14 protein-coding genes and 1 riboswitch are annotated in these 16,754 nt (G+C 71.1%); of the genes, 5 read left to right on the plus strand and 9 right to left on the minus strand.

The window, feature by feature from the left end:
* Position 1: 1 nt before the first annotated feature.
* Genes ACWDSJ_RS03285 through ACWDSJ_RS03295 form a run of 3 tightly spaced genes read right to left on the minus strand, consistent with a single transcriptional unit; the run spans position 2 to position 1,987 of the window.
* Positions 2-751: a class I SAM-dependent methyltransferase gene (locus ACWDSJ_RS03285; RefSeq protein WP_450029043.1), complete on the minus strand. Its 750-nt coding sequence runs from the start codon at positions 749-751 to the stop codon at positions 2-4.
* Positions 748-1,311, minus strand: coding sequence for a dihydrofolate reductase family protein (locus ACWDSJ_RS03290; protein ID WP_387358281.1), 564 nt, complete (start codon positions 1,309-1,311; stop codon positions 748-750). The genes ACWDSJ_RS03285 and ACWDSJ_RS03290 overlap by 4 nt, the downstream gene beginning before the upstream one ends.
* Positions 1,312-1,360: 49 nt before the next feature.
* A complete protein-coding gene (locus tag ACWDSJ_RS03295) occupies positions 1,361-1,987 on the minus strand; it encodes a GDSL-type esterase/lipase family protein (RefSeq protein WP_450029044.1) in 627 nt (208 codons plus the stop codon).
* Positions 1,988-2,185: 198 nt separating this feature from the next.
* On the opposite strand from ACWDSJ_RS03295, the gene ACWDSJ_RS03300 reads away from it, so the two are divergent.
* The gene (locus tag ACWDSJ_RS03300; protein WP_450029412.1) at positions 2,186-4,558 is read left to right on the plus strand and encodes a lysylphosphatidylglycerol synthase domain-containing protein; all 2,373 of its coding nucleotides are present in this window, start codon (positions 2,186-2,188) and stop codon (positions 4,556-4,558) included.
* Here the strand turns inward: ACWDSJ_RS03300 and ACWDSJ_RS03305 are convergent.
* Together ACWDSJ_RS03305 and fadD5 are read right to left on the minus strand one after the other, a co-directional pair.
* Positions 4,555-5,163, minus strand: a complete 609-nt coding sequence (locus ACWDSJ_RS03305; RefSeq protein WP_450029045.1) for a cysteine hydrolase — start codon at positions 5,161-5,163, stop codon at positions 4,555-4,557. The genes ACWDSJ_RS03300 and ACWDSJ_RS03305 overlap by 4 nt on opposite strands.
* Before the next feature lie 46 nt (positions 5,164-5,209).
* The gene (fadD5, locus tag ACWDSJ_RS03310) at positions 5,210-6,772 is read right to left on the minus strand and encodes a fatty-acid--CoA ligase FadD5 (RefSeq protein ID WP_450029046.1); all 1,563 of its coding nucleotides are present in this window, start codon (positions 6,770-6,772) and stop codon (positions 5,210-5,212) included.
* Positions 6,773-7,051: 279 nt separating this feature from the next.
* Between fadD5 and ACWDSJ_RS03315 the strand changes: the two genes are divergently transcribed.
* Together ACWDSJ_RS03315 and ACWDSJ_RS03320 are read left to right on the plus strand one after the other, a co-directional pair.
* Entirely contained in the window at positions 7,052-8,023 is a 972-nt protein-coding gene (locus tag ACWDSJ_RS03315) for an NAD(P)H-dependent flavin oxidoreductase (RefSeq protein ID WP_450029047.1), read from the plus strand.
* A gap of 57 nt (positions 8,024-8,080) precedes the next feature.
* A complete protein-coding gene (locus ACWDSJ_RS03320) occupies positions 8,081-8,920 on the plus strand; it encodes a GNAT family N-acetyltransferase (protein ID WP_450029048.1) in 840 nt (279 codons plus the stop codon).
* On the opposite strand, the gene ACWDSJ_RS03325 is transcribed toward ACWDSJ_RS03320, so the two are convergent.
* A complete protein-coding gene (locus tag ACWDSJ_RS03325) occupies positions 8,917-9,876 on the minus strand; it encodes an MBL fold metallo-hydrolase (RefSeq protein WP_450029049.1) in 960 nt (319 codons plus the stop codon). The two genes, ACWDSJ_RS03320 and ACWDSJ_RS03325, sit on opposite strands and share 4 nt — an antisense overlap.
* 127 nt (positions 9,877-10,003) lie before the next feature.
* Here ACWDSJ_RS03325 and ACWDSJ_RS03330 point away from each other — a divergent pair, with 127 nt between their 5' ends.
* Positions 10,004-13,597, plus strand: coding sequence for an SDR family NAD(P)-dependent oxidoreductase (locus tag ACWDSJ_RS03330; RefSeq protein ID WP_450029050.1), 3,594 nt, complete (start codon positions 10,004-10,006; stop codon positions 13,595-13,597).
* A gap of 20 nt (positions 13,598-13,617) precedes the next feature.
* Here the strand turns inward: ACWDSJ_RS03330 and ACWDSJ_RS03335 are convergent, their stop codons facing one another.
* The 3 genes from ACWDSJ_RS03335 to ACWDSJ_RS03345 all read right to left on the minus strand — a co-directional run bounded on the left by ACWDSJ_RS03335 (position 13,618) and on the right by ACWDSJ_RS03345 (position 15,360).
* On the minus strand, positions 13,618-13,989 hold the full coding sequence (locus ACWDSJ_RS03335; RefSeq protein WP_387358295.1) for an RNA-binding S4 domain-containing protein: 372 nt from the start codon (positions 13,987-13,989) through the stop codon (positions 13,618-13,620).
* A gap of 52 nt (positions 13,990-14,041) precedes the next feature.
* Positions 14,042-14,674 carry a C40 family peptidase gene (locus tag ACWDSJ_RS03340; protein WP_450029051.1) on the minus strand — a complete coding sequence of 211 codons (633 nt, stop codon included), beginning with the start codon at positions 14,672-14,674 and terminating at the stop codon, positions 14,042-14,044.
* Positions 14,675-14,737: 63 nt separating this feature from the next.
* Positions 14,738-14,901: riboswitch (cyclic di-AMP (ydaO/yuaA leader) on the minus strand.
* Between the two features lie 207 nt (positions 14,902-15,108).
* Positions 15,109-15,360, minus strand: a complete 252-nt coding sequence (locus ACWDSJ_RS03345) for a hypothetical protein (RefSeq protein WP_387358299.1) — start codon at positions 15,358-15,360, stop codon at positions 15,109-15,111.
* 147 nt (positions 15,361-15,507) lie between these two features.
* On the opposite strand from ACWDSJ_RS03345, the gene ACWDSJ_RS03350 reads away from it, so the two are divergent.
* Complete coding sequence (locus ACWDSJ_RS03350; protein WP_387358301.1) at positions 15,508-16,692, plus strand: AAA family ATPase; 1,185 nt, start codon at positions 15,508-15,510, stop codon at positions 16,690-16,692.
* Positions 16,693-16,754 lie beyond the last annotated feature (62 nt).

A 16,754-nucleotide genomic window follows, 5' to 3' on the forward strand; every position in this document is an offset into this window, starting at 1 on the left:
CTCAGGCCACGACGGCGCGAATCACCAAGGTGCGCAACGGCATATCGAACTCACCGGTGGCGGTCTCGGGCCGCTCGCGCAGATAGTCCGAGATCCGGCCCAGCACCTCGGCGCGTTCCTCGGGCGAGATCACCAGCGTATGCGAATGGGTTCCGATGGTGGCGGTGAGGGTTTCGGCCGTCTGCCGCTGCGTGTGCGGGAACTCGGCCCGCTCGAACGGCCGGAACAGCGGATGGGCGGGCAGTTTTCCGTCATCGTCGGGCGGGGCCGAGACGCGCGAGCGCGCCACCCGTTCCAGTCCCGCGACCCACGCCACGCTCGGGTCGTCGCGGTTCCACAGCGCCGCGAACACCCCGCCCGGCCGCAGCACCCGCGCGATCTCCGGGAAGGCCCGCTCCGGATCGAACCAGTGGAACGCCTGCCCGGCGAACACCGCGTCCACCGAATGATCCGGCAGCGGAACGGCTTCCGCGCTGCCCGCCAGCACCGGCACCTCGCGCTGCTGCCGGGCGAATTCGGCGCGCATGGCCTCGTCGGGTTCGACGGCGGTGACCCGCAGGCCCGCCGCGACCAGATTCGAGGTCAGTTTGCCGGTGCCCGCGCCGAGGTCGAGCACCTCGGCGGTGGCGGTGTGGCGCAACGGTTCCAGCGCCCAGGAGATCGCCGCCGGGGGGTAGTCGGGACGGTAGCGCGCGTAGGCCGCGGCCTGCGGCCCGAAGGAGCGGGCGCGGTCGCGGCTCGGTCCGCTCATCCGCCGAAGTTCGGCCGCACGACGGTGTCGGAGGTGACCCGGTACGCGGTGAGCACCACGCCGTTGTCGAGGACCTGCGCGTCCTCGAGCGCCAGCGTCGCCTCGGCCTCGGCCGGGTTGAACAGCCGCAGCCCGTGGCCGAGCAGCACCGGGTAGATCACCAGCCGGTACTCGTCGACGAGATGATGCGCCCGCAGATAGTCCACGAGCGTGCCCGATCCGAAGACCAGCAGATTCCGCTCGGCGCGCAGTTTCGCGATGCCCTCGGTGACGTCGGCCTCGATGCGCTGGGCGTTCCACTCCAGCCGGGTGAGGGTCGTCGTCGCCACGTGTTTGGGCATGGCGTTCATCTTGTCCTTGTAGGCGCCCTCCTCCGGATGATCCGGCCAGGACGCGGCGAACATCTGATAGGTCGCGCGGCCCAACAGCAGCGCGTCGGCCTCCCGCAATTCCGCGGCCTTGAAATCGGCGATCCGGTCGTTCCAGAACGGAGCCGTCCAGGCGGGGTCCTGGATGAAACCATCGAGCGAAACGAATTCTGCGACGACGACTTTGCCCATGAGACACGGTAACCAATCGGACCGCGTCGGCGGGTCGGTCCGCGCGATCTCAGTGCGCTTCGGGCAGCGGCGATCCGGGGTCGGACAGCCACAGCAACCAGGGCGCGACGATGAGCGCGGCGAATTCCTCGTAGCCGGGGGCGCCGGGATGGTATCCGTCGCCCGCGCGCAGCGCGCGCATCCACACCTCGCTCTGGCGTAGGGGTTGGTGCACCCGGACGTACGGAACCCGTTCGGCCGCACAGACTTCGCCGAACCGCGCGTCCAATTTCTCGATGCGCGCGTTCTGTTCGTCGTCGTCGACCGGCGGCGGGGCCACCACCATCGCCGACCAGCCACGTCCGGCGGCCCCGCGCAGGACGTCGGTGAGCGCGGCGACCGATCGTTCGGCGGCCACCCGCACCCGGCCGTCGTCGGCGAGGGTGTCGTTCACGCCGAAGGAGAACACGATCCGGCCGTCGCTGCCGTCCGGCAGCCGCGGGGCGCACTCCCGTTCCCAGCGCGCCGCGATGTCGAGCGAGGTCTGTCCGTTGACGCCCAGGTTGTAGTGGACCACCGGGCGGCCCGCCCCGATCGCCCGCGCGGCCAGCCGACCCGCCCAGCCCAGGCACTGCCGGTCGCCGTGGCCGGCGACCAGCGAGTCACCGACGAAACAGATTCGGACATCTCGGGTCATCGTGCGATCGTCGCACACCCCTATGATCAGCCCGGGTCCGTCGGGAGGGAGTTGGTGATGAGGACCGAGACGCCCACCGGCCGCGCGGGCCCGCGACGGCGTGTTGCCGTCCGGCTGTTCCGGGCCCTGCTGCATACTCACACCCGAGCCGACAGCGGGACCGACGCCGCTCCCCCGATCCGAAAGTTCCGATACGACATGCGAGTCGACGGGCGGGAGATTCCCGTCTCCGGCAGCCTGCTGCAGCCGCGGATCCGGCGCACCAGCGACATTCTGCGCGTGGTGCTGTCGGCGCTGCTGGTCGCGCTCGTCGTCGCGGCCTCGCTGATCACCCGGCCGCGCTGGGAGGCGCTGGAGCGGTCGGTCTCCGACATCCTCGGGATCCTCACCCCCGAACAGTCCAATCTCGTGTACCTGCTCTACGGCATCGCGATCTTCGCGCTGCCGTTCGCGATCCTGGTCCGGCTGATCTTCCGGTTCCAGTGGAAACTGCTCGGCGGCTATCTGACCGCGGGACTGCTCGCGGTGCTGGCGCTGTCGATCACCGGCACCGGGATCTCCGCGCCGCAGTGGCATCTGGCCGAGCCCCGGCAGCTCGACACCTTCCTGTCCCAATTCCTCGACGATCCGCGCTGGATCGCCATGCTGGCCGCGGTGCTCACCGTCGCGAGCCCCTGGCTGCCCGCGTCCTGGCGGCGGTGGTGGTGGGCACTGCTCGGGGCGTTCGTGCCGCTGCACCTGTTCGTGAGCCTGGTGGTGCCGTCGCGGGCCATGTTCGGGCTCGCGGTCGGCTGGTTCGTCGGCGCGGTCATCGTGCTGCTGGTCGGCACACCCGCGCTGGAGGTGCCCCTCGACGCCGCGGTGCGGGTGCTGGCCGCGCGCGGCTACACCGTCACCGGCTTCACCGTCATCCGCCCGGCCGGGCCGGGACCGCTGCTGCTGTCCGCGCAGACCGGGCCGGAGCACCGGCTGATCGTGGAGATGTACGGACAGAACCAGCGCAGCTGGGGCATGCTGCGACAGCTGCGGCGCTGGTTGACCTTTCGCAGCGGCGAACGGCCCGCCGCCTTCGCCTCGCTGCGCCGCGCGGTGGAGCATCGCGCGCTGATGGGCATCGCGATCGGCGACCGCGGGCTGGCCAACAACAAACCGCTCACGGTCGCCGCGCTCGATCGCGGCTGGACGCTCTACGCGCACACCGTGCCGCGCGGCGCGGTGCTCTCGGCCGCCGACAACGAGGTGGTGCTCGCCAATGTCTGGCGGGCGCTACAGAACCTGCACCGCGCCCAGATCTCGCACGGCGATCTGCGCGCCGACGAGATCCGGGTGGCCGATGGGCGAATCCTGTTCGGCGGGTTCATGTCCGCCGAGTTCGGCAACTACCCCGCGCGCTTCTCCACCGACGTCGCCCAGCTGCTGCTGACCACGAGCGCGCTGTACGGCGCGAAGACCGTGGTGCGCGCGGCGCTCGAGGTGGTCGGCGAGCAGGGCGTGGTGGACGCCTCGCGGCGGCTGTCCCGCTCGGCGCTGTCGGCGGCGGTGCGCAAATCGGTGCCCGAGTCCGGGGAGCTCATGAAGGCGATCCGGGAGGAGGTGTTGCACCAGACCGCGGCCGACCGCATCGAGGCCGCGCGCATCACCCGCTTCTCCCGCAATCAGATCATCCAGCTGGTCCTGCTGATCGGCCTGGTCTACGTGGCCTACCCCTACATCAGCCAGGTGCCGACCTTCTTCACCGAACTGCGCACGGCCAACTGGTGGTGGGCGCTGCTCGGCCTGATCCTGGCGGGCACGACCTATCTGGGAGCGGCGATGGCCTTGTGGGGCTGCGCCTCCGAGGGCGTGAACTTCCGCAATCTCGCGCTCACCCAGGTGGCCAAGACGTTCGCGGCCACCACCACCCCGGCCGGGGTCGGCGGGCTCGCGCTGGACGTGCGCTTCCTGCAGAAGAACGGGCTGGGCGCGGTGCGGGCGACCGCGGCGGTGGCGTTGCAGCAGGCCGTGCAGGTGGTCACGCACGTGGGCCTGCTGATCATGTTCAGCGTAGCGGCGGGCGTATCGGCGAATCTGGCGCACATCGTGCCCAGCCCGACCGTGCTCTATCTGGTGGCCGGTGCGCTGCTGGGCCTGCTCGGCATCGCCCTGTTCGTGCCGAAGGTGCGGCGCTGGCTGCGCACCGAGGTCCGGCCGCAGCTGGCCGAGGTCGTGCGCGAACTGCGCGATCTGGCGCACACGCCCCGGCGGCTGTTCATGATCGTGGTCGGCAGCGCCGCGATCATCCTCGGCGCGGCGGGCGCGCTGTGGGCGAGCATCGAGGCGTTCAACGGGTCGGCCACCTTCGTCACCGTCACCGTGGTGACCATGATCGGCGGCACGCTGGCCTCGGCCGCGCCCACGCCGGGCGGGGTGGGGGCGGTCGAGGCCGCGCTGATCGGCGGGCTGGCGGCGTTCGGGGTGACGGCCGCGCTCGCGGTGCCCGCGGTGCTGCTCTACCGGGTGCTGACCTGTTGGCTGCCGGTGTTCTGCGGCTGGTTCATCATGCGCTGGCTCACCGCCCACGACATGATCTAGGCGGCTTGCGCTTCCAGCGCCTGATCCGCGGAAAGGCAACCGGCCGTGGTCAATTCGAGATTCGCCAGCGACGCCTCGTGCGCCTCGGGGGTGGCGGCGGCGACGCAGTCCGCGACGGGATGCACGACGAAGCCGAAATCCGTTGCGTGCCGGGCGGTCTGCTCGACGGTGAGATTGGTGGCGACGCCGGTGATCAACAGCGTGCGCAGCCCGCGCTGGCACAGCCACTCGCCCAGGGAACTCCCCGCCAGACCGGACAGTTTCTGATTGTCGAACACCGCGCCCGCGGCGACCTGCCCGGCCATCTCCGGAATGATCTGGGCGCCAGGGCCTTCCGGGCGGAACTCGGTCTGCGCCGCGGCCATTGACCGCATGAATCCGGTATTGCGCACGAGGGCGCCCTCGCCGACCGGAATCGTGAAGCGGGTGAACAACACCGGGATCCCGGCCGCCAGCGCGGCCGCGTGGAACGCGGCCGCGCGGTCGATCACACCGCTCTCGGCGACGGGTCCGGCGAGCATGGGCCCGAAGAACCCCTCGGACTTGATGACATTGACCTGCCAGTGCAGCGCCAGCACGGCCGTGCGCGCGTGATCGGATTCCATGAAAACCATGGTGCCCCACCGGACCCCGGGGTTCGACCGAATCGGGTCAGGCCGAATAGTCCTTGCGCAGTTGCACCTTCACGACCTTGCCGCTGGCGTTGCGCGGCAGTTCGGGCACGATGATCAGTTCCTTCGGGTGCTTGTAGCGGGCCAGGTTCTCGTTGAGGAACGGCTCGAGCTCCGCGAGGGTGAGCCCCTCGTCCGGATTCACCAGGGCCACAATGGCTACCGGCACCTCGCCCCACTTCTCGTGGGCGCGGCCGATGACCGCCGCCTCGTGGATCTTCGGATGGCCGAACAGGACGTTCTCCACCTCGGCGCAGTAGATGTTCTCACCGCCGGAGATGATCATGTCCTTCTTGCGGTCGACCACCCAGATGAAGCCCTCCTCGTCCTGGCGGACCAGGTCGCCGGAGTGGAACCAGCCGCCCGCGAACGCCTCCGCGGTGGCCTCGGGCTTGTTCCAGTAGCCCTGCATCAGGGTCGGCCCGCGGTAGACGATCTCGCCGACCTCCCCGGGCGCGACGTCGTTCATCTCGTCGTCGACGATGCGGGCCTGGATGGTGGGGATCGGCTTGCCGACCGAACCCAGTTTGCGCAGCGCGTCCGCGCCCTCGAGCACGCAGGTGATCGGCGACATCTCGGTCTGACCGAACACCGCGACGTTCTGCGCCTCGGGGAAGCAGTCGGCCATCGCGCGCAGCACCGTGTCCGAGGCCGGGGCCGCGCCCCAGCTGAGCATCCGCAGCGCCAGCTTGCGCTGCTTGACCGTCGGCTCCTCGCAGATCATCTGCCACTGCGCGGGCACGCAGAACGCCGCGGTGGCCTGTTCGGCCTCGATGGCGTCGAGGAATTCGGTGGGGTCGAACGCGCCCAGCGGATGCAGCACGGTCTTCACGCCGAGCATGAAATTCGGTGCGAGACTGCCCAATCCGGCGATGTGGAACAGCGGGGAGGTGCAGAAGGCGACCGTATCGGGGGTGACCTCGGTGGCCCGGATGCAGGTCAGCGCCTGGGCGTTCAGATTGCCGTAGGACAACACCGCGCCCTTGGGGCTGCCGGTGGTGCCCGAGGTGTACATGATCAGGCAGGGGGTGTCCTCCGGAATGTCCAGCGGCGTATGCGATTCCCCCTCCTCGGCCAGCGCGTCGTCGTAACCGAGCACGCCCTCGCCGGTCGTCCCGCCGATCACCACGCAGGTCTCGAGCGCCGGGGACTGCGCCATGACGCCGGTCGCCAACGGCCGCAACAGGCTGTCGGTGACGATCGCCCGGGCGCCGGAGTCGGCGACGATGTAGGCCACCTCGGGCGGGGTGAGCCGGAAGTTCACCGGCACCGCGATCGCGCCGAGCTTGGTGATGCCGAAGACCGCCTCGATGTACTCCGGATGGTTCAGCGCGAGGATGAGCACCCGGTCACCGAATCCGACCCCGCGCCGGGCGAGCGCGTCGGCGAACCGCGACGATCGCTCGTGCAACTGCTTCCAGGTGGTGTCCTGACCACGGAACCGGATGGCGACGGCATCGGGACGCATGAGCGCGTGCGTGGCCAGCTGGTTGTTCCAGTGGTTACGTCGCGACCGGATCGGCTCGTCGAGCGCCTGGGTCATATGAACTCCTCTCGAACCCGGGTGAGAATACCAACTAACTTTTCATCGTGACAAGGGTTACAGAGAAGAATTGTGTCGTTTCGTCTCATCTGATCATTGCGCAGCTCATGGCCGATTACGAAGGCGAGTCGAACGCGCTCCAGCCATGACCGATTTCCGCTGAATCGGAACCGATTCGCAAACTGTGACTTACATCCCGGTTGTCGGCGGCGTCGGCGTCGTGCCAGTATCGACGGCGACCGGGCGTAGGCGCGTCCGCGCGGGCAGGAGGACAGACAGATGTTGCGGACCAGGTTCACCGAGCTGTTCGGGGTCGAGCATCCGATCGTGCAGGGCGGCATGATGTGGGTCGGCCGGGCGCCGCTCGTCGCCGCCGTCGCCAACGCCGGTGCCCTCGGCTTCATCACCGCCCTCACCCAGCCCACGCCGGACGAGCTGCGCCGCGAGATCGAGCGCACCCGGGAGCTCACCGACAAGCCCTTCGGCGTCAACCTGACCATCCTGCCCTCGATCAACCCGCCGCCGTACGAGGAGTACAGCCGGGCGATCATCGAATCCGGCGTCAAGATCGTCGAGACCGCGGGCGCCAACCCCGAACCGTTCCTGCCCGCCTACCGGGAGGCCGGAATCAAGGTGCTGCACAAGTGCACCAGCGTCCGGCACGCCCTCAAGGCGCAGCGGATCGGCGTGGACGGCGTGAGCATCGACGGCTTCGAATGCGCGGGCCACCCGGGCGAGGACGACGTGCCCGGCCTGATCCTGATCCCCGCCGCGGCCAAGGCGCTCGACATCCCGATCATCGCCTCCGGCGGCATCGCCGACGCGCGGGGTCTGGTGGCCGCGCTCGCGCTGGGCGCGGACGGGGTGAACATGGGCACCCGCTTCATGTGCACCCAGGAGTCGGGCGTGCACCAGAAGGTCAAGGAGCAGATCGTCGCCAACAGCGAGCGCAGCACCCAGCTGATCTTCCGCACCATGAACAACACCGCCCGGGTCGCCGACAACGAGGTGAGCCGCAAGGTCGTCGAGATCGAGCGGTCGGGCGGCGTATTCGAGGATGTGCGCGATCTGGTCGCGGGCGCGCGCGGGCGCCGGGTGTTCGAGGACGGCGATATGAACGCGGGCATCTGGAGCGCGGGTCAGGTGCAGGGCCTCATCGACGACATCCCGACGTGTGGCGAGCTGGTCTCCCGCATCGTGGCCGAGGCCGAGGCGCTGATCAACGACCGGTTGGCGTCGTTCGTCGCCTGAGCCGGTGCGCTGGGCGGGTGGCCGTAATTCGGTGGACAGGGCGGATATAACTGCCCTGTGACCGAAATCCTGTTCTGCGGAACCGAACTCGCCGAACGCGTCGAGCGCGCGGAGACCGAACTCATCACGGCCGGTACGGAGGCCGCCCGGCGTCGTCGTCCCGACGGCGCCGGTTTCGTGCTGCCGGTCGCCGGGGGCGCGGCCTGTTTCGGTGAGCCGGGTTCGCCGCTGAACAAGGTGGTGGGACTGGGTTTCGGCGGGACGCCGACGGCCGCGGAACTGACCGAACTGGAACGCGCGTACGCCGCCCGCGACGCCGCCGTGCAGGTCGAGCTGGCGCAGCTGGGCGATCCGGCGCTGGCCGCGCTGTTCACCGAGCGCGGGTACCGGCTGGTCGCGTTCGAGAACGTCCTGGGCCGCGTCCTCGAACCGGACCTCACCCGAAACATCCCCGCCGACATCGAGATTCGGCTCGTCACGGACGCGGACGCCGCGGCCTGGCTGGACGCCGTGGTCGACGGCTTCGCCCACCCCGACGACCAGGGCATCGCTTCGCACGAGGAATTCCCGCGCGACGTCCTCGCCGCCGTCACCACCGATATGGCCTCGGCCGAGGGCGCGCGCCGCTACCTCGCGCTGCGCGGGGACGCGGTGGCGGGCGGCGCGAGTATGCGGCTGTCCGGGTCGATCGCCCAGCTCAACGGCGCCGCGACCGTGCCCGCGCACCGCCGCCGCGGGGTGCAGGCGGCATTGCTGTCGGCGCGGCTGGCCGACGCGGCGCGCGCGAATTGCGAACTGGCCGTGGTCGTCACGCTGCCGGGCTCCAAATCCCAGCACAACGCCCAGCGCAGCGGTTTCCAGTTGCTCTACACGCGGTCGATTCTGATCAAGTCCTAGGCGCGCGCGGCGACCGCCGCGAAGTCGTGGCTCGCGATGACCTCGATGCCCTCGGGCAGCGCGTGCAGGCGCTGGATGGTTTCGAAGGTGAGGTCGCGATCGGCGTCGAAGAGTTGGCCGGGCAGCGGCGCCTTCTCGCGAATCAGCCGGATCTGCAAGGCGTTCCAGACCGCGTCGCCCGCCAGCAGCACACGGGTGCCGTCGTCGACGGCCAGCAGCACGCCGAGGCTGCCGGGGGTGTGCCCGGCCAGATCGACCAGGATCACCGCGCCGTCGCCGAACAGGTCGTGACTGCTGCCGAAGGTGAGCACCGGCGGGCCGTCGAGTTCGACATGGCCGACCGCGCGGTCGGCCAGTGGGGCGCGCACGACGCCGTAGGGAGCGATGTCGCCGGACATGGCCCACTCGTATTCCTCTGCGGGAACCCGCAATTCGACCGACTCCGGCAGCTCGAGCAGGCCCGAGACATGGTCCCAGTGCAGGTGGGTGGCGAGGGTGAAATCGATGTCCGCGCCGGTGAGATCGCGGGCGGCGAGGGCGTCGGCCAGGCCCAGCACCGGCTTGTCGGGGGCGACCAGCAGCCGCGCCGGCAGCGGCATATCGGGCAGAACCCGTTGGTGCACACCGGCACACAGCGCCGGGTCGACGAGGAAGCGGGCCTTCGGATGTTCGATCAGGAAGGCGCCCATCGTCATCGGGACGGTGCCGAGGCTGCGCGCGCCCTCGGCCACGATCGTGGTCGGCGCGGACATGCGCGCCTGCAACAGCGCGGTGAGGCGAACGGTGTTGCGCGCCTGGGGAACCGAGGCCGAGGTCAGATTCGCCAGAAAGGCGCTGTCGGGCCGGCGCGGCCGCAGCAGTTTCGCGGGCGTCGCGGCCAGGGCGGCGCAGCAGCGGGCCAGGGTGATCAGGGCGCCGGGTTGCCCGTCGGTCACGGCTGTCGGTTTCGAGGACACAGCGACACCGTAGGACATCGCGCGCCACGCCGGAAGCACTTCTCGTTCCGGCCGCTCCTCGGCCATAATCGCTGGGGGTACCCGACTGCCGGCGCGTGCGCCGGAGGGCAGGGAGGGAGTACGGACGGTGACCGATCCCGCGCCCGCATCTCCCTCGGTGTCGATCATCGGGATCGGTTGCCGGATGCCGGGCGTCGCGGGGGTGCCACGGTTCTGGGACCTGCTGCTCACGGGCGCGACGGCCGGGCTCGACCACACCTTCGACCACGAGTGGTTCGGCATCGACGCGGCCACGGCCGCGCGGCTGGATCCGCGGGAGCGGCTGAGCCTCACGGTCGCGGTCGAGGCCGTCGACGACGCGGGGATCGGTTACCGCGCACGGGGGTCACCGGCGGCGGTGTTCTTCGGGGCGAGCGGTTCGAACATGATCGCCAACCGGGTGTCGCGGGCGCTGGATCTGCGCGGGCCGAGTCTGGTGCTGGACAGCGCCGGGACGTCGTCGCTGGCGGCGGTGGATCTGGCCGTGCGCCTGCTGGCCGACGGCACCGCGCCGTGGGCGCTCGTCGGTGGCGTCGACGCCGCCGACGCGGACGGTCGCGGCGGCGCCTGCACGGTGCTGGTCCTGCAACGCACCGCCGACGCGCGGCGGGAGGGCAACCGAGTGTATGCCGAAATCCTCGGCACCGCGGTGGGTTCCGACGGCCGGTTGACCGACGGCCGGACCCGACGCCGGGTCATCCGCGCGGCGTGGGAGCGGGCCGGGCTCGATCCGCACGCCGCCGGATACTTCGAATGTCACGGCAGCCCCGCCGCTTCGGTGGACGCCGCGGAGATCGACGCGCTCGCGCGGGTGCTGCACAGCGGGAGCCCGCCGTCGGCGAAGATCTGGGTCGGCTCGGTCACCGCCGACCCGGCACCGCTCGTGGCGGCGGCCGGGGTCACCGGGCTGGCCAAGGCGGCGCTGTGCGTCGAGCGCGGAATCATCGTGCCCGCCCGCGGTTTTCGCGACGACGACGCCGCGGCACGGCTCGGCGAGCGCGGGCTGCGGGTACCCAGCGAACCCATCGGCTGGCAGGAGGCGCCCGCGCCCGACCGGATCGCGGGCGTCGGCTCGGTCGGCATCGGCGGCACCACCGCGCACGCCGTACTGCGCGGTGTCGCGCCACCTCCGGCGCATCGCGACGCCGGGCCGCCGACGCTGATCCCGCTGAGCGCCGCCACCCCGGAACGGCTGCGCGAGCTGGCGGGGCGCTGGGCGGATCTGCTGCTGGCCGACCATCCGCCGCTCTCCGAATTCGCCTCGGCGGCAGGCCGATTGCTGCCCGAACCGGTGCGCGCGGTGGTGCTCGCCGACAAGCACGCGGAGGCGGCGGCGCGGCTGCGGGCGCTGGCGCGCGGGCAGACCGCGGGGAGCGTCCGGCCGGAACGACGTCCGGGTGGCGTGCTGTTCCTGTTCGGCGAATGGACCGCGGGTCCGCCGCGGGCGGGACGGGCGCTCGCGGCCCGGTATCCGGTGTTCGCCCGCGCGGTCGCCGACGCGGCCGACGCGGTGGTACGCGCCGGGGGTGAGCGGGTGTGGACGCCGAAAAACGGTTTCGACGACGGTCCGGTGGCGCGGTTCGTCTTCCAGGTGGCGCTCGCGGAACTGGTGCGGGCGTGGGGGATTCGGCCGGACGCGGTGGCCGGGTACGGGCCCGGGGAGATCGCGGCGGCGGTGACGGCCGGGGCCGTCACCCTGGGCGACGGGGCCCGGCTGGCGCTGGCCCGGGCGGCCGTGGAGCGGGTCACGACGGGCGTCGTCGTGCTCGAGACGACGCCGTACGAGGCGGAGCGGCTGATCGAACCCCTGCGCGGGGAGGTGCGGATCGAAGCCGTGCTCGGGCCGGACACGGTGGTGCTCACGGGTGTGGCGCGGCGGCTCGACGCGGTCGTGCGCAAGGCGCGCAGGCGCGGTGTACCCGTGCGTTCCGTCGACACCGCGACCTCGTTCGCGGGGACACCGGAGTTCGACGCGCTCACGCCGAGTGTGCCCGAGGTGCCGCTGTATTCGACCACCCGGCGCGGGACGGTCATCACGACGGCGCAGCTCGACGCCGCGTACTGGGCCGAGAACGCCCGCGCCACCGTGCATTTGGCGGCCGCGCTGGAATCGGCCGCGGCGGACGGCGTCTCGACGGTGCTCGAACTCGCCGCGGCGCCGGAACTGACGCCCGTGGTGCGCGAGTACCCGGATTTCCGGGAGTCGACGCACGAGCTGTGCGGACGGGACGAGGCCACGGCGTTCCGCACCGCGATCGGGCGGCTGTATCTCGAAGGGCGCGAGGTGAACTGGTCCGCGCACGGAACGTTCGCGCGACGGCCGCCCGAACGGCGTTGGCGCCCAACGCCTCCGGTCACCGCGCCCGCCCGGGTGACGGCCGCCGCGACGGAGGCCGCCCGGGGTTACGACCCGACCGTGGCCACGGCCCTCGAATGGGCCGCCACCGTGCTGCGCACCGAGACCTGGATTCCGATCGCGCCCGCGACCGGCGAGCGGCCGGAGGTGCGGGGCGCCTTGGTGATCGGCGAATCGGCGCTGGCCGTCGCGCTCGCGCGCATGCTCGATCGGCGGCTGCCGACCCGGCGGGTGGCGCGGGCGACGGCGGGTGCGTTGGCCGCACTGCGGGAACCCACAGCCGCCGTCGTGGTCTGGTCGGGTCCGGACGACACCCCGGCCGCGGCGGCGGCGCGGGCGGCGGACCTGCTGCGCGCGATACGGGACAGCCCCGCCGTGACGGCGCTGACGGTCGTGCTGCGCGATCGCGCGGCGCTGACGCAGCACGCGGTGGCCGGGATGGTGCGGGCGATGCAGCCGGACGCGGCGCCGCCCACCCGGCTGGTGTGGTCGGCCGGGGACGATGCGCGGGCGGTGGCCCATGCGCTCGCGAATCATGATGCGGGCGAGGAGCTTTCGGTGGACGGTCCGACGGTCACCGCGCGCCGCTTCCGACCGGTGGGACCGCCCGCCCGCCCGCGTGCCGTATCGACGGCGGGCACCTACGTGGTGACCGGCGGGCTCGGGACGCTCGGCGCGGTCGCCACCCGCTGGCTGCTGCACGCGGGCGCGCGCGACGTGGTGGTCCTGACCCGCACGCCCCGGCCGCTGCCGCCGGTGCTGGCCGGTCTGGAGGAACGGATCGTGGTGGCCCGCTGCGATGTGACCGACCGCGACGATCTCGCCGCCGCGCTCGACGACATCCGGGCGTGCGGATCGGAGATCCGCGGCCTGGTCCACGCCGCCGGGGCCGGGGCCGGGCTCGAAAACGGTTCGGCGCGTGGGCTGGAACGCGTCTTCGCCGCCTCGGTGTCGGCCGCGCTGGACCTGCTCGAGCTCACCGCCGCGGACGCGATCGACTTCGCGCTGCTGTTCGGGATCGCCGCGGACACGCTGGGCGGCCCGGGTTCGGGACCGCGGGCGGCGGTGGCCGCCGCACTCGACGCCGTGGCCCGCGCCCGGCCCGATCAACGGGCGACCGCGATCGCCTGGGGCGCATGGGAATCCGATCGACCGGCGGGCGAGCTGCGCCGGGCGGGCCTCACGCCGTTCGACGCGGCGCGGGCGACGGCCGTGCTGATGCGGATCCTCGAGCATCGGGAGACGAGCGTGCTCGCGGTGGATCACCGTCCGGCGCCCAATCACGTCCCGGCCAACCGGCGGCTCACGACCTTGTTCGGCACCTGAGGCGACGGGCAATCCGGCGGTCAGTGCGAGTCGCGGCCCAGCAACCGATCCGTCTCGCGCCGTTCGCGTTTGGTGGGCCGACCGGAGCCGCGATCGCGCCGGGGCATGGACGCGACGATCTCCCTGGGCGGGGGCGGCGGGCTCTTATCGATCAGGCAGGTGGCGGCGATGGCCGCGCCCACGCGCTTGGTGAGGACACGCTCGACGACGACGATGCGTTCCAGTCCGTTGACCCGCACCCGCACCTCGTCACCGGGTTTGATCTGATGCGCGGGTTTGACCGCCACGCCGTTGACGCGCACATGGCCGCCGCGACAGGCCGTCGCGGCGGCGGAGCGTGTCTTGAACAGGCGGACAGCCCAAGTCCAGGAGTCGACCCGGGCCGTATCCATTCGCCGTACCTCTCGTGCCCGGCCGCGGGGGCGGACCGGGCACGGCGCGGAACTAGGCGACCCGGCGAGCGGTGACGACCGAGTCGGGGTTCAGCGGGGCGTAGCTCACGGTCTCGCCGGACTGCGGCGCCTGCAGAATCTTGCCGTCGCCAGCGTACATGGCCACGTGCCCGCCGCCGTTCTGGATGACCAGGTCACCCGGCTGCAGCTGCTCGAAGGCCACCGGCTTGCCGACGTGCGACATCTCGAAGCTGGTGCGCGGCAGATTGATTCCGGCCTGCTTGTAGGCCCACTGCACCAGACCCGAGCAATCGAACGACGAGGGGCCCGAGGCGCCCCACACGTATTCGGAGCCGATCTTGGTGCGGGCGGCGTCGAGGGCGACGTCACCGGCGGTGTTCTGGTGCTGCTGTTCGAACAGGCCGGGCATGGGCGGCGCGAAGTTCGGCAGTCCGGGCGCGGCCTGACCGGGCGCGACGGCCTGCGGCGCCAGCGCCTGCTGGACCTGCTTGATCTGATCGGCGTGATCGGAGAGCGCCTGATTGACCTGACCGACCTGCTGATCGTCCAGGGGCACATCGAAATTGCCGATGCCGGGAACGTTGATGGTCGCGGCCATGGCCGGAATCGCCGGCATGGCACCGGTCGTGGCTGCCACCGCGCCGAAAACGAGCGCGCCCTTCACGGAATTCGGTAGCCGGGGCTCCCGTTGCAAGCTGTGTTTACCCACCGAGCTGAGTCTCCTGTTTCTTCCTGCCCGTACCGCCGACCGAGTTAGCTGACGGGTTCGGGCCGGGAAGATCGGCCCTACCCCGACGACCTTGCGGCCGTAGGGGATTCACCCCAACACATTGGGTCCCCGGCTCGGTGTTCGAGCTGCCCACTCGACCACCGATTAGGCGGATGACCTCCCGGGCCGCCTCTCCGGTGAGGCGACGGACTCCGTGAAGTCACGAGAAGATTACGGCCACGCCGCCCTCTTGTCCACCGGTGCGCGCCAACGGATCCGCGCGAATCGCCCGGCACCGGGCCCTGCCTGCGGTTTCGCGAACCGGCTCGGTGGGTAACAAGCCGGTCTCGGGGCAGTCACGGTTGATATCGCGCGCGCGGGCATGTCCGTTACGCCCGTTCTCCGACCGTTCGCTCCAAATCCTCGATGCGCCTGCGCGCCTGCGCGAGTTCGGCCTCCAACTGCCCCAGCGCCATGACCAACGGACCCACCGCCAGATCCGCCACCAATTGCGGGTCGTCGTATCCCTGTTCGATCGCCGCCAGGATGTTGTCCCGGATCCGCCCCGCCACGGGCGCCTCCGCGGGCACGTTCCACGCTTCGACCACCTCGGCCACCGTGGGAATCGACTCCTCGGCCATGACCCTCTCCCTGCACTGGGAACCGTTCGAGAACAGTTCCAAGGGTAGGGGTGTCGGCTCGGCGGCGGCGATATCGAACAATAGCCGCGTCTACGGCTTTTCATAGATACCCACAGATTCCGCTCGCGACCGCTACGGTGTACGGGCATGGACCCCGTGCGGAATCCCTATGCCCCCGGCGCCGGGCAGCGGCCGCCCGAGCTGGCCGGGCGGGCCCGGCAACTCGACGCGTTCGACGTTGTGCTGGAACGGGTCTCGCGGGGACGTCCGGAGCGCAGCGTGGTGCTCACCGGGTTGCGCGGGGTGGGGAAGACCGTGCTGCTCAACCAGTTGCGGTCCACCGCGCGCGGACGGGGCTGGGGGACGGGCAAATTGGAGGCCCGGCCGGATCAGGAGCTGCGCCGACCGCTGGCCTCGGCGCTGCACATGGCGGTGCGCCAGATCGCGGTGGCGCACCGGAATCCGGAGATGGTGGACGATTTCCTGGGGATCCTCAAGGCATTCGCGCTGCGGTCGACCGCGGACAAGGGGATGCGGGAGCGGTGGCAGCCCGGTATCGACGTGCCCGCGGTGACCGGCCGGGCCGATTCCGGGGATATCGAGATCGATCTGGTGGAGCTGCTCATGGAGGCGGGCCAGGTGGCCCGCGACATCGGGGTGGGCATCGCGATCTTCATCGACGAGATGCAGGACCTCGGCCCGGCCGATGTGTCCGCGATCTGCGGGGCGTGCCACGAACTGAGTCAGGAGGGCGCGCCGCTGATCGTGGTGGGGGCGGGCCTGCCGCATCTGCCCGCGGTGTTGTCGGCGTCCAAGAGCTATTCCGAGCGACTGTTCAGCTATCACAAGATCGATCGGCTGGACCGGGCGGCGGCGGATCTGGCGCTGATCGCCCCCGCCGAACGCGAGGAGGTGAAGTTCACCGAGGACGCGTTGGACGCCTTGTACCGCAAGGCCGATGGCTACCCCTATTTCGTGCAGGCGTACGGCAAGGCGACCTGGGACGCGGCCGCGCAGAGCCCGATCGGCGTGGAGGACGTGGAACTCGCCGCCCCGGCCGCGGAGGAGGAGTTGGCGGTGGGCTTCTTCGGTTCCCGCTACGAGCGAGCGACCCCGGCCGAGCGAGAATACATGCGCGCCATGGCCGATCTGTCCGGCGACGACGGCCCGGTCGCCACCGCCGCGGTCGCCCGGGAACTCGGCCGCAAACCCGCCTCGCTCTCGCCCGCGCGCGACGGGCTCATCAAGAAGGGCCTGATCTACTCCGCTGAACGCGGCACGATCGGCTTCACCGTGCCGCATTTCGGCCGGTACCTGCGCAGCGTGAGCTGACTGCGGCGCGATTCCCCGAGCGCTACCCCTACCGGCGGGTAACCCGGACTCCTACACTCGAA

Source organism: Nocardia sp. NPDC003482 (assembly GCF_053588115.1).